This is a genomic window from Cohnella sp. GCM10020058 (assembly GCF_042683485.1).
In the GTDB taxonomy this organism is placed as follows: domain Bacteria; phylum Bacillota; class Bacilli; order Paenibacillales; family Paenibacillaceae; genus Cohnella.
This window is the reverse complement of record NZ_JBHUJV010000003.1, coordinates 81,265-94,081: the sequence shown is the minus strand read 5'-3', so window position 1 is coordinate 94,081 and position 12,817 is coordinate 81,265. Positions and strand designations below refer to the sequence as shown.

At 48.8% G+C, this 12,817-nt stretch carries 10 protein-coding genes and 2 pseudogenes; 9 read left to right on the top strand and 3 right to left on the bottom strand.

Annotated elements, in window-relative coordinates:
- From ACFSR7_RS06255 to ACFSR7_RS06245, 3 genes and pseudogenes are all read right to left on the bottom strand, one after another.
- A pseudogene (locus tag ACFSR7_RS06255) lies at positions 1 to 708 on the bottom strand (hypothetical protein); the annotation flags it as partial.
- Entirely contained in the window at positions 709 to 1,083 is a 375-nt protein-coding gene (locus ACFSR7_RS06250; RefSeq protein ID WP_378159719.1) for a hypothetical protein, read from the bottom strand.
- Positions 1,084 to 1,088: 5 nt separating this feature from the next.
- The gene (locus tag ACFSR7_RS06245) at positions 1,089 to 2,201 is read right to left on the bottom strand and encodes a ParM/StbA family protein (RefSeq protein ID WP_378159717.1); all 1,113 of its coding nucleotides are present in this window, start codon (positions 2,199 to 2,201) and stop codon (positions 1,089 to 1,091) included.
- Between the two features lie 474 nt (positions 2,202 to 2,675).
- Between ACFSR7_RS06245 and ACFSR7_RS06240 the strand changes: the two genes are divergently transcribed.
- The 9 genes and pseudogenes from ACFSR7_RS06240 to ACFSR7_RS06200 all read left to right on the top strand — a co-directional run bounded on the left by ACFSR7_RS06240 (position 2,676) and on the right by ACFSR7_RS06200 (position 12,812).
- The gene (locus tag ACFSR7_RS06240; protein WP_378159715.1) at positions 2,676 to 3,518 is read left to right on the top strand and encodes a tyrosine-type recombinase/integrase; all 843 of its coding nucleotides are present in this window, start codon (positions 2,676 to 2,678) and stop codon (positions 3,516 to 3,518) included.
- A gap of 11 nt (positions 3,519 to 3,529) precedes the next feature.
- On the top strand, positions 3,530 to 4,327 hold the full coding sequence (locus tag ACFSR7_RS06235; RefSeq protein WP_378159713.1) for a conjugal transfer protein: 798 nt from the start codon (positions 3,530 to 3,532) through the stop codon (positions 4,325 to 4,327).
- Positions 4,324 to 4,980 (top strand): metal-dependent hydrolase, encoded by a 657-nt coding sequence (locus ACFSR7_RS06230; protein ID WP_378159711.1) that lies wholly within the window; start codon positions 4,324 to 4,326, stop codon positions 4,978 to 4,980. The genes ACFSR7_RS06235 and ACFSR7_RS06230 overlap by 4 nt, the downstream gene beginning before the upstream one ends.
- A 21-nt stretch (positions 4,981 to 5,001) precedes the next feature.
- On the top strand, positions 5,002 to 5,295 hold the full coding sequence (locus ACFSR7_RS06225) for a hypothetical protein (RefSeq protein WP_378159709.1): 294 nt from the start codon (positions 5,002 to 5,004) through the stop codon (positions 5,293 to 5,295).
- Positions 5,296 to 5,937 carry a hypothetical protein gene (locus ACFSR7_RS06220; RefSeq protein ID WP_378159708.1) on the top strand — a complete coding sequence of 214 codons (642 nt, stop codon included), beginning with the start codon at positions 5,296 to 5,298 and terminating at the stop codon, positions 5,935 to 5,937.
- 1 nt (position 5,938) lies between these two features.
- Positions 5,939 to 8,452, top strand: a complete 2,514-nt coding sequence (locus ACFSR7_RS06215; protein ID WP_378159706.1) for an ATP-binding protein — start codon at positions 5,939 to 5,941, stop codon at positions 8,450 to 8,452.
- Positions 8,449 to 11,115, top strand: coding sequence for a hypothetical protein (locus ACFSR7_RS06210; RefSeq protein ID WP_378159704.1), 2,667 nt, complete (start codon positions 8,449 to 8,451; stop codon positions 11,113 to 11,115). Before ACFSR7_RS06215 ends, ACFSR7_RS06210 begins: the two co-directional genes overlap by 4 nt.
- Positions 11,116 to 11,156: 41 nt before the next feature.
- Positions 11,157 to 11,258, top strand: a pseudogene (locus ACFSR7_RS06205) (DUF6011 domain-containing protein); the annotation flags it as partial.
- A gap of 366 nt (positions 11,259 to 11,624) precedes the next feature.
- The gene (locus ACFSR7_RS06200) at positions 11,625 to 12,812 is read left to right on the top strand and encodes an amidoligase family protein (protein WP_378159726.1); all 1,188 of its coding nucleotides are present in this window, start codon (positions 11,625 to 11,627) and stop codon (positions 12,810 to 12,812) included.
- The last annotated feature ends 5 nt before the right edge of the window (positions 12,813 to 12,817 follow it).

Genomic DNA, 12,817 nt, shown 5'->3' with positions numbered 1-12,817 from the left:
CGGTGATCGTTCGGCGCGGATCCGTGAACGACTGGGCGCCGCCTGGCGCGGCTGCAGCTCCCCGCGGCCGCTGACGGCGCGGTGATCGTTTGGCGCGGATCCGTGAACGCCTGGGCGCCGCCTGGCGCGGCTGCAGCTCCCCGCGGCCGCTGGCGGCGCGGTGAATCGTTCGGCGCGATCTGTGAACGCCTGGGCGCCGCCTGGCGCGGCTGCAGCTCCCCGCGGCCGCTGACGGCGCGGTGATCGTTTGGCGCGGATCCGTGAACGCCTGGGCGCGCTGGCGCGGCTGCAGCTCCCCGCGGCCGCTGGCGGCGCGGTGATCGTACGGCGCGGATCCGTGAACGCCTGGGCGCGCTGGCGCGGCTGCAGCTCCCCGCCGGCCACTGACGGCGCGGTGATCGTACGGCGCGGATCCGTGAACGCCTGGGCGCCGCCTGGCGCGGCTGCAGCTCCCCGCGGCCGCTGACGATCGCCCGCGCTGCAGCTCCTCCCAGCCGCCGCCGCCGCGGCCTTGGCCGTTCTTCCGTCGCTGAAACGCCTGGCAATTGCTCGATTCGGACAGAAGCCCCGGTCAATCGTTTTTCCACTTTCGATACTTAGGATGACCGGGTCATCGATCCGAATCGAGCAATTGCCACTCGTTTCAGCTGCTGAGCTGATGGAGTCAAAAACCTTCACCAAAATAAAAAAAGTGCCCCTGTAGGGCACTCATTCCTCCCCCATCGAAGAGCGACGGAGACGTGTTAATTTATCGAAGTCTGGCTTAGGTGGATCAGGCGGAAGCTCTGGTTTTTTTTCTTCCACCGCCGTCTGTTGAACACTTTGAATTAGAGCTTGTATTTCAGGCTCTGGAACAGCTCTGTTAGGGATTGTCCCGTTTACGAAAACACCAGAGTTAATTAAAACTTCAAGAGCCTCATAGATACGGACTTTCTCAGAGTCGACAGCAACTTTCTGCCCTTCAATGATCTGAATGCCAGCCTCAGTCGCTTCGCGCAGCTTCTCCTGGCGGTGTTTATTCTTCTCATTTTGCTGCCACCAATGAAGGATCTTATCGCTTGCGAGCAGTTGAATACGTGCCAATCAGATCATTCCTTTGCAGCCGCAGTAGCCTTTTTCGCAGCCTGTGCCTGGGCTTGTTTTGGCAATTCATAATACCGGCCGAACTTGTACATTCCGCGAGCAGTCGAGAATTGTGGATCCGTTGGGATTTGCACACGACGTGCATTCCAGTCCTTAAAGAGTGGTCCCCACTCTTCTACCGCACCGCCTACTGTAATAATACGCTTAAATCGGTCAGGGTCGTCAATGATTCCATTCAATTCCGCTATTAAATCAGCAAACACAGCTTTTACAGCATGATGATATACGTCATCAAAGCCTTGAACTGCTCCATCAACATTCGTATATGTCTTGATCTTGTTCTTATGTTGGCTCTCAAGTTGTCCAGCAACATCCTGTACGTCAATCTGACGCTGCAATGTTTGGGAAAGCCAGTCAGCGCAACGTTTGTAAACATCCCGGAAAGAGGTTAGAAGAGTTTCTTTCGGCAGCTTAATAAAGTCCATTGCAGAAAAGCGGCTGATATCAGATGTGCCGAAGCCGCAGTTGATGACCAGAATATCTTCATCAAGAATGGTTTCGTCAGCTACGTTTCCGTGTTCGTCAAAATAGAGATCGTAGAGAACAGCTTCCGTTTCACTCATTGGTTCATATTGAACGACGTTTATGACCTTTCGTTCGTCGTTGACATTGACCTTATGCAGGTCGTTGAGGATTGAATTCAGTTTACTTCGAACTTCAGGGTTGTGATAGTCGAATGATGGCGTAGACGTGATTAGTAGCACTGGCGTCATGTTAGGAGCGCCTTCGACAGCCATTGCCAAGCCGATCTTGGCGTATGTAGTAAACATTGGCTGCGCATATCGAACGAGACTGCTACGCGAATGCAAGGGAATCGGATCAACCTTGTATTTGTTTATAGCTTCATATCCAGCGACATATTTCTGCGGATCGGCTTCAATTTGGTAAGTGGTTGCCTCTTGCCGACGTGCCATACGGCCGCTGGACGATGGTGGTGCTTCGTACCGTCCGACAACTGCTTCAATGTAACCGCGCTTAACATAGTCGGAATAGATTTTCATGCCACCATTGCCGGTATCCAACGCAATAACAGTCACCGGCGCTTCGGATTTTGCCACTCAAATTCCTCCATTACACAATGAAATATGAACTTTACACACTCACTCTATCACAAGTTGTGAAATTACACAACAATTGCGCAAAAGTGTGTAATTTGTCGAAGAAATGATTAATTGAAGTGTGTAATGATAAGTGTTTAATACACAAAATCTGTTAAAATGTGTGTAACATGGTCATGTATTTACACAACTAATTGATTTCCAGTGTGTAACATGCATCATAAATTGCGCAATTGCTGAGATGTGAGTGTGTAATATGTTCTGGAAAATGTGTATCCAAGTAAGATGGTTCAAAACTAGTAAAGGAACGGAAAATGTGAAAAACGTAAAATAGGCAAAAAAGCCTATAGTATCAAGGGTTTTCGCGCATAACATGCACAATAAAAAATCATTGGGAAATTGGCGAAAAAAGACGTAACATGGAATATTTTATGTGATACAATTACCATGTAACCAGGAAAGAAAGTGGGTGTAATGATGCTTGAGTCCTTTGTTGACTATCTAAAGGCTCAGGGTAAAAGGGAGGATACAGCACGCGTATATGCGCGAAGCATAATGCGCTTTATGGAGAGCGATGGAAATGCGTCGGATCCAGAACAATTTGCTAAATCCTATCAACTATGGTTTCCACAACAGGGGAATTCGGGGGCAACTCAAAGCTTACATAAGGCTGCTGGCCAAATTTATTACTATTTCCTCACAGGAAAAAAACAAAAGTTTGATTTTCCGGCATCTGCAAGAAAGAGCAATAACCCGACTCCTTGGTTAACTCCAAATCAATTCGACCAATTGCTTGGCGCAATGAAAGAATTGTCGAGTCATAAGGGAAAAAGAGCCTATTTGTATCGAAGAAACGTAACGATTATTCAGACTTTTGTGTATACGGGGCTCAAGGTTTCACAAGTCGCCCAGCTGGATGTCGGAGATGTGGACTTTAAAGAGAACTGTGTTATGAACGGAGACCTTCGAATACCTATGGCACCGTCGTTACGGGACGCTCTTAGACTCTGGATTGATCATCGCAGCGATCTGCGCCAACTAAGTGCAGCTGCGCGCAAGAGATCCCCTCTGTTCCGTTCGAGCGCAGGTAAACGAATGTGTAGAAGGACGATATCGCTCATGATTGAGTCCTACTATCTGCCGGGATTGAAGATTACACCGGAAATTCTGAGGCATACCTTTGCAAAGTGGATGCTGGAAGCGACAAATAATGATACGGAGCTGGTTAGCCAGCTTCTGGGGGCGACATATTCTCCCTATTTGCAACCAGAATCGCGGCTTGATCTGGCTCAAATGAAAGAGCTTCCGCTCGGTTAAGAGGAGAACAAATGAGAGTTAGAAAAGGCGTAACCATACTGATCTATGTCTTGGTGATTTTCGGGGCAATTGGTGGATGTAATGTTTTACTTACTCCATTTAGAGGACAGGCTGCGCAGACAATTGTTGATCATAGTGGAATGCAGAAGGCTGCAGAACATTTCGTCCGTCTGTACCTTGCATGGGATGAACCACTAGAAAAGAGAAAGATAGCTATGCAGGAAATCGCCCCGTCCGTAACGCAATACCTCGTCTCCGGTAAACAAACAGTGGATTATGTGGAGTCGGGGACCCCATATTTTTCTGGGGAACGCGGCTATGTCGACGTTAGCGCCCTGACACATGCGAAGGTAGAAAATGAAGAAATTGCTCGGCGATATAAGCTTACCGTTTATTTCGTGGCTGACGGCGCGGGCGGATATGTTATAGAACGTATGCCCTTGATAGCAATTCAACCGACCCAGGAAGATCCAAGGCCGGTCATGACAAAAGAGCAGGAGACGGCCGCGAACAGCATTAAGCCGACACTGCAAGTGTTTTTGCCGGCGTTACTGAGTGGAGATCTTAGGAGTGTGCAGACTCTCCTGACGGATGATTCTCAAATTGTCCCATACGACGGCGAGTATAAATTCTTGGGAATCCAGGATATACGAGTCCGTGAATCCTCTCAACCGGACAAGGCGGATTATGCTGTCGATGTTGTTCTCAAGGTACAAGACGTACAGTTTCAACAGACGCTCTCAATCCAAGTCTACTTATGGATTAAAAGCTCCAAAGAAAAATACTACGTTGTGAGGGCGAACGTATGAACCATAAAGTTCATCAGATCGCAGGAGTCGTTATCGGCCAAGGTGCGCTGCTTTACCATCATACACCTGCTTTTTCGCTAACGACGATAGGTGTTATGTTTTGCGGATATGCAGCTGCCATGTTTCCGGATTTGGACAAGCCAGGCTCATTTTTTACGCAACATCAACCATTTCGGGCGTTTTCGGAAGGAATGAGTCGCATCGGCGTTCCTCATCGAGGACCAACTCATTCTCTGCCTGCACTCATTTTGGTCTACCTTTTGTTCAAGTTTGTGATCGAATTGCCGGACGTTTATCTATGGGCGATTGTCCTTGGTTACGCTTCACACATTTTTCTTGATCTGTTCAACGCGGCGGGCGTTATGCTGCTCTTCCCTTGGAGATTTGACTTTAAATTGCTGCCCTCGTTTATGGCGGTGTCATCGGAAGATTACAGTGTCACGCAATTGCTCATTTTTACAGTGTTGAGTGGGGTTTTCTATGCAATGCTTGCGAACACAATGCTTGATATTTTATCGAACACGCCACTTGTTGGACATGGAATCGGAAGGTTGAGGCTATGGGCACTAGACAAGACAGAGCCAATCTGGCGCCCGATTGTGCATTCAGTGGTGAGCCTTGTACAAGGGTTTCAAAGAGTAGTCAAAATATAAAAAAACGTTGGAGGAATCACCATGTGGGAGAACCTTAAGTATCAGATCACAGGCATAGCAGTGGTCGACAATATTTTCACGTTGTTGGTCAAAATCATTTGTATGGTATTTCTGATCATTATGGCAGTCCGATGCATTAAGAACTATAACGATGGGCAAACGGGGCAAATGATCATATCCGGTATCTCGGGACTCTTGCTGCTGGCAATGATTATCGGGTTCAGCAACATCGCCAATGCGGCGAAAGGCATCAGTGAGGCGTTCAATTTTGGCGGTGGATCTGGTTCCTCTACTGGCGGCGGATCTGCTAAGTAAATGGCTTACAGAACCTATAAAGAGGTCTTTAGGGTAAGGGCCGAGGTATCATCGCTCGGCGCCGGAAATAAGCGTGTCGTATTGCCAGAGTGGGCGACAATCACAATGGATGTTGTAATAATGTTTTTTCTGCTTCTACCCATCGGCAGCTTGATTATCGCCCCAATACCTAATTTGTTTATCAGCGCATTTCTAAATATCCATCATCCGTTCATGATTTGGATAGAAGGGGCTATCATGGCCGGTGCTGCAGCAATCTTTCTGCACAAGAAAGAGGCAGCCGGCAAAACTCCATTGCAGTTTATCGGAACAATCATGGGATTTGTAATTCGATCTGCTGTGAACAGCTGGCATGACGGGTGGGAAACAAGAAAGATCGAGCTTCAGACACACAAAGAAATGCAGATATACGTTCGACGATACGACGATCGTGCATGCGGTTCTTTGCCGGCACGGGGGTATAATATCAGCCGATTTCGTTTACATAGCGCAACGGCCGTGGCTGTCCGGAAGAATTATATTGAATTCAGCAAATCGGGAAAGCGTTTGGAGCCAGGCTATTACGAAGTCAATGGGAAAGTGATTGTCCCAGTCACTGAACCCATCCGGCGCGCGGCGCCATCACTGCGAGAGGAGGATTAAAATGCTGCCAGTATCACTCTTGGAAGGCAACGTTATATACGATACCCACGGCAATCCCTATGCTGCCTATATCGTGGATTCGGTGCCGTATGCTTTTCAAGACGCGACCACTAAAATGGGCGTCATACGCGAAGTCACGAACGCCTTAAAAGGGCTTACTGACGAGCTTTATTTGTATCTCCTTGCTCGCCAATATTCGGCAGAACAAATAGGGGAACAGATGGCAGACTTTTCGACGACGCCCGGTTGGCAGCGCCAAATTCGGTTGACTCAGAGGGAGTTAGAGGAAGAGCAGCCATTCCACCGGGTGAATTATGTTGTCGTTCCGCTGAATAAGCGTATGCCACTGTACTTTGATCAAGACAAAATTCAGTACATAAAAGAAGTGCTCGGGAATGTTTGGGCGGGCGTTCAGGATGTGACCGGGCGACTCACTCGTCCTTTGTTTGGACAGGAAATCTCATACACGCTTCCGTTCCTAGAGTTCGTGCAAGAGCAAGCAGATGAAATGTTGGATAAGCTGTCCGGATTTAAGAGAATTAGAAAAGCGACGATGAGAGAGTGCGAGTGGTGGCTCAAAAAGGGATACCACCGTGGCTTACCCGATCCAGAACTGCTCCTCCCAGAGCCTTTTCCTGTTCAAGTGCGAACGGACGACAAAGAGGTTCGTCGGATAATGCCTGTCCGAGCGTCGCTGTTTACTCTTTCTAAGCTTACAAAGGATCATTTTGACTTCCTGGAAACACACACTGATGACGGGATTGCCTACCATTCCTACATGCCAATCTTGTCAGTTCCTCCAGAAATCGACGAGCAGCACCCAATAGGGGACGAATGGATTTACGGAATGGTCGAAAGGCTCAGTTTCCCTGTTGACATTGCCCTAAAGCTTGTCCTAGAAACGCATTCTGAGGCCAGTAAAAAGCTCAAACGGCGGAGAAAAGTTGTTAAGGCTCAAATTAAAGAATGGCAGGCCGGCAAACAAGAAGTGCCCGAAGAAGTTGAGGAAGATCTTGATGGCATTGATGATGTTCTTCGGAAATTCCGCGAGCAAAAAATACCCCTGATACATATGACGGGTGTCTGTGCTGTAGGGGCAAGCTCGCAAGGAGAACTTCGCAGCCGTAAAAAAAGTTTAATAGATGCCGCTGAAAAAATGGATGTCATTTTAGCCAATTCTCCTGGTGATCAGCAACGAATGTTTCAGCACTTTTATCCTTTCGCTAAGAAAAACTTAACCGATCGATGGAAAATTCCAATGGAGCCAGGAATTATCGGATCGGCTGTGCCATTTGGGGTGCGGAAACTTGGCGATCCATCCGGTTTTTTTCTGGGGGAATTGTTAGGGGTAAAACGGCCAGTATTTTGTAACCCATATCGACCAGCGATGGATAAAAGCCTTAATCGAGCAAATACAGTTTTGATTGTCGGTGTTCCAGGCTCGGGCAAGACGGCTACAGCCAAAGACTTTATATACAATGTCACGGAATGGGGAGCGTTCGGGTTTGCTGAAGATCCGAAAGGAGACTTTCAACGGTTTTTCGAGCACCCACTCATATCCAAGGTTGGAAGATTGGTTTCATTCACACCTGGTTCGAATACTAGGTTTACACCATTTCGTTTATCCGAAGATGAAAGTGCACGACGTTCTGCTGCAGCAACAAATTTAGAACTGCTACTTAATCCAGCTGGTGCCGGTGTAAACGAGGTTCGGGGATTCGTCATTGATCTCGCAATGAATCGGACCTATGAATCAGACAAATGGGATATGCACCAGTTTGCAAGGGAACTACAACGAATTGAGGAAAACCATCCCAAAGTAGATTATAGGCATCAAGCTGAAATGTGCTTGGGTCATCTAAATAAACTGAAAACTCGTGGTATATCGTCAATGTTGTTTGGTGAAGACACCGGTGAATCCTTATTTGATCGGCAGTTGCTTATCGCAATTACTCGGGGATTAAAAATCCCTGATCGCCGTAAGGCTGTAACTGAGTGGACGGACGATGAAAGAGCTTCGGCTGCTATCAAGTACTCAACCTCTACGATGGCTCTTGACCGACTGATGGCATTGCCGGAGCACCTTCCGAAAGTTCTTGATCTTGAGGAGTATTGGATTCTTAAAGCCTTTCCAGGAGGGCAACAGCTTGTCGAGACGGCAATACGTTTTTCAAGGTACACGAACTTGCTCGTTATTCTTTCAACCCAAAATGCTACGGATGCGGATGACGATCAAGAAGACGGCGATGACGTTACCGGAATGTTCTCCTGGAAAATCGTGCTTCGTTTGGACTCGCAGGATCAGATAGCAGCTGCTTTGAAGCTACTCGGCATGAGCGGCGAACGGGCCAAAGATTGGTTGACCACGTTTTCGAAGGAATATAAGAATGGCAAAGGCATTGTCAAGGATCCGGAAGGAAATATAGGCGAGATGCAGATTAAGCCATTGGATCCGGATCTGATGAAGTATCTCGAGTCAACGCCTGGGGAAGACGAGGAAGTGATGGGAGCTTGAAGAAGGCAATAAAGCGTACGCTGCTGATAATCGGGTTATGCCTAATGGTAATGTCATCGACAGCTGCGGCCGCGGATAGCCAGGCTAGCGACGGTACTATTAAGCCGGATTATGTGGCGTTCTCCATCTTTCCCAAAATAGATGGCTTCGATGTTCCAGAACCTCATTTTTATATGTTCGAGAGTGACGGCATTTTTGGGAATGTGATGGGCATTATCGCATCCGTAATGTTGATCATGGGAACATCGCTTTTGCGAATCGGAATCATGATTATGGACTTCGGCATGCACCCGACTTTTCTCAATGGGATCATCGAGGATATTACCACCCGAATCCAATCAAATGGGTGGACATTGGTTCAATTATTAATACCTATTGTTGTGATTATTTCGTTCGTTTTACTAGGAAAGGACTATTTGAGGGGAGCGGCATCGACAACTGTCCGAAGGGGCATGGTGCTGGTTGTGTCGTTGTGCATTGTTGGGCTTTCCTTCGCTATGCCAGTAACAACCATGGTCAAGGCGCTAACGTTCACCACGGAGTTCAGCAACTGGTTTACCGGACAGATGACAAAAGTTTTTATCGCAGACGGCGAATCCCCTTCGGAGGACGGCCAAGATGCAAATCGAGTCGTCTACTACCAGGTGTGGGACATGCTGGCCTATAAGCCCTTTGAGCTTGGGGAGATCGGAAAATCGGATATCCGAATTACCAAAGAAGAAGCGGACAAAATAAACAAAATGATAGAGCCCTATAAAGTCAAGGCAGGTCTTAGATGGGGGGACGTCCTCTTATGGTTCTCTCCCGGATCCGATGATCGGGAGGACATCTTGGACTATTACTCAGATCGATACAAGGAAAATTACGATTACGCACAAAATGCAGGGTTTCGACTTTTATTAGGAGTGGTCATGGTCATCGTCACCCTCCTGGCTACACTTTTTTTGATAATCATGGGGGCAATGCTGCTGGCTCTGGCTGCCTACTTTATCGGTCTGCTCTGCGCCGGTGCTGTCATACTGCCATTCTCGCTAATACCAAGCGAGCAGGTGTTTATCCTCAAATACCTTACTCGCCTGTTGAGCGTCTTCCTGGCCATGTTTTTTATTAATGTTTACATCGCTTTGGTTTTTGTTGTCGTTAGGTTCTTATCATTTACCGATGGCGGCTGGTCTTTCCTCGGCGGAATGATGCTCGTTACGGTTCTGTTCATCTTGGCCACTGTTATGTTCTTCGTACTGCTGTCGAAAATGCAATCTGTTCCTATGTTCGGAGAGGTCAATAAAGTTATGTCTCCGGTAAGGAAAGCTGGCGGCCGTGTTCGAAGCAACGTATCACGTCGCTTTAGGCGCAGCCGTGCTGAACGACGCCAGGACAAAAGACGAAAGGCTCGTAACAGCGATCGCATGGAGAGCTACGAAGAACGCTTTGATGATGAAGACGAGGACGACGACGATGAATTTTTTGAAGATCCCCTTGATGATGATGATTGGGACGAAGAGGAAAGGGAGTACGCAGCGCGGGGTGGATCTTCTAGCCGCCGCAGAACGCGGAGCGACAGACTTGAGTCGTCAAGGCACGAGACAGTCAGTAGTCGCAATACGATTCATACGAGCAGATCTGTAACTCGGGGCGGATCCGAGGTTCAGGGTGAGCGCCGGCAAGCAAGTGATGACCGTGTAAGTTCATCAAGTCGCCGGGACGATTCTCAGAATGAACGACCTGCTCCTCGCTACATGACAGAGGTCCTCGATCGGTTTGTCCAAAATGATACTCCCAATCGTACGGAGACACTCGATGCCGTTATCGACAATGAACGATCTGGCTCTCAATATCATACCGGAACAGATGAAGGGGATAGGTACAGCCATAGCCTAAATGGATCCGCAGCTCCTTCACAGGTGCGAGAAGAGATGACCGAAGAAACTAAAACGGTAACCATTATTTATGATCAGGACGCACGAGTGGAAGTACCATCTGTAGCAAGCCAGGGAAGCTCCCAACAAGCCGTGAGCGACACAGTAGCATCAGCACCGGTCCAACCTGTCCAGAGCTCTGGTAGAGTAGCACGGCAAGCGAGCCCTAAACAAGCCGTGAGCGACACAGTAATGTCAGCTCCTGTCCAACCAGTTCAGAACGCTGGTAGAGCCCGTGAGAGCCGTTCTAGGCCTCCAGCTGCGGATGGCCAGAGTAAAACCGACCGTCTCTCTCAAAGCGCTCCTCGGGCTGCCAGAGAGGACGAAAAGAGAGAGACGTCTGAGCGGTCTCCAAAACAAGCGCGAACCGGAGAAATTGGCAATCAGAGTAACAAGCCAACAACAGAGGAAAACAAAAAGACAGCAGACGCAGTGATTATGGCCTCCAGAACCCCTGAAAGCCCTCCATTAGCCTCTGGGGCAACAAGCTCGGCTGATAGAGCGGCAGAGTCGCCATCGCCTCAGAACGAAAAACAGACGGCAGTGGAGCAGCGTGGAATTGATAAGCAGGAGCCAGAACAGAGAAAGAGTGCCCAGGGAGCTGCCAATGGAGAGCAGAACGAGGAGCAGGCATCACCCAGGAGTGAACCGGCCCGATCAGCTCCAAGTTTGCGGGAAGAGAAAATCGAGGTCCAAGTGGATACTCGAGAAGTAGCGCGGAGTGATGATCGCACTGAAAGCGAATAGGGATCAACCGGCGCAAGGAAGGCCAGGTAAGGAGCTAAAATATGCCGATATCAGAGCGAGTTACGTTCTCGCATTGCCGAATTTGTAATCGCAAGCTCACAAATGCCAGATCGGTAAGCGTATCTATGGGGCCAATTTGTGCGAAGAAGTATGGCGTGATCTTCGAGGAAGCGCTAGCGTACGCCAGATCCATTGGCCGGCAGCTGGATACCGGCACGCTGCAGAATCAAGCTATCATTGCAGCGCAGCAAGCATATCGCCAGCGCGTTACCCGGCAGCGCCGTGGTGGAGCAGCAGTTGACCCGGCGACCTCTGTTCCGGAAGATCGTACAGTCCAAATGTGGTCTGCAACGCGGCGGCGTGAGGAAAGCTTGAGAGTCGAATTTTCTGATCAGCACCGAGCTCGAGTTATCAGTGAATCAGGATCTACTTACGATGTTACAGAAAACTCGTGTACGTGTCCGCATCATCGAAACCGCCTGCAGGGGACAGAGCAGGCATGCCGACACATGGAAGCCATGCGCTTAGCTCGAGGAGGAACACCACCACCACCACCGCCAGCTCCTTCTGAGGAACAACGTGTTAATCCGTTTGTTGCGCAGGTCGTTGATCAATCTGCACATGCTCGTGTAGTACAGCGTTTTGCAGACATAAATTGGACAGAAGAAGAGGCGCGCGAAGGAGTCCTGAACGAATGGCGGCGTAATCGAGCTTTCGATGGAATCTTTATATCCCAAAACGATGAAGCATGGCGCGATTTACAGCAGCGTGCTCGGGGCGAATGGGATTATCAATACGAAAATGTTCTCGGCGGTACCGGAAATACATTCGGCATGGAAATAGAATTCGAATTTCCTCGAGACGTTTCCCGTCGTGATGTCACAAAGGCACTATATGAGGCAGGAATACTGGATCGACCACAAGTTTATTCTTACCATGGTGGCGGATTTAGAACAGGTCCAGGCTATTTCCGATTGGAGGAAGACGGATCCCTCAGTAATGGCTTAGAGCTAGTCTCGCCTATTCTCTTTGATAATCGTGAATCTTGGGAAAAGATCGAAACAGCAACAAGGGTGTTACGGGAGATCGGTGCCAAGACGAACAGTCGCACAGGGGGCCATATCCACGTAGGCATAGCCCCCCTGGATCATCGGGCTTATTCCTGGCAACGCTTGGCGCGGATTGGCGTGGGATATGAGCGCAATCTGTATCGAATGGGAGCTGCAGACAACATCCTATGGACAAGAACAGGCAACCCTGGCAGACATAGAGGAACAAGTTTCGCTTCACCGATTCCATCCGCAGCTTTTAATATTTCCGGTGAAAGCAGTGCTGAGGCTGCGAGAAGATCATTTGGTGGACGGCGTACCATATTTAACGCAACGAATGTAGATGCAGCGTATTATCGGAAGCCAACGCTTGAGTTTCGCTATCCAAATTCAACGCTCGATCATAGGCAGTGGCAAGCCCAGATTCAAGTGGCCAATGCCATCGTGCACCAGGCAGCTGTAATCCGGAATGAATCACCCCAAAATCAATTTACGCCGGGCCTGGAGCAAAGGCACAAGCATTTAAGATACGACAATGAGTGTAGCGATCAGATGGAAGTTGATCATTTCCGTAAATTTTTAGATGTTCTTGGTCATGAAAAAGATCGCTTCGCAGCAGCTTGGCTGCATGAGAGGGGACGTGTGTAAACCCA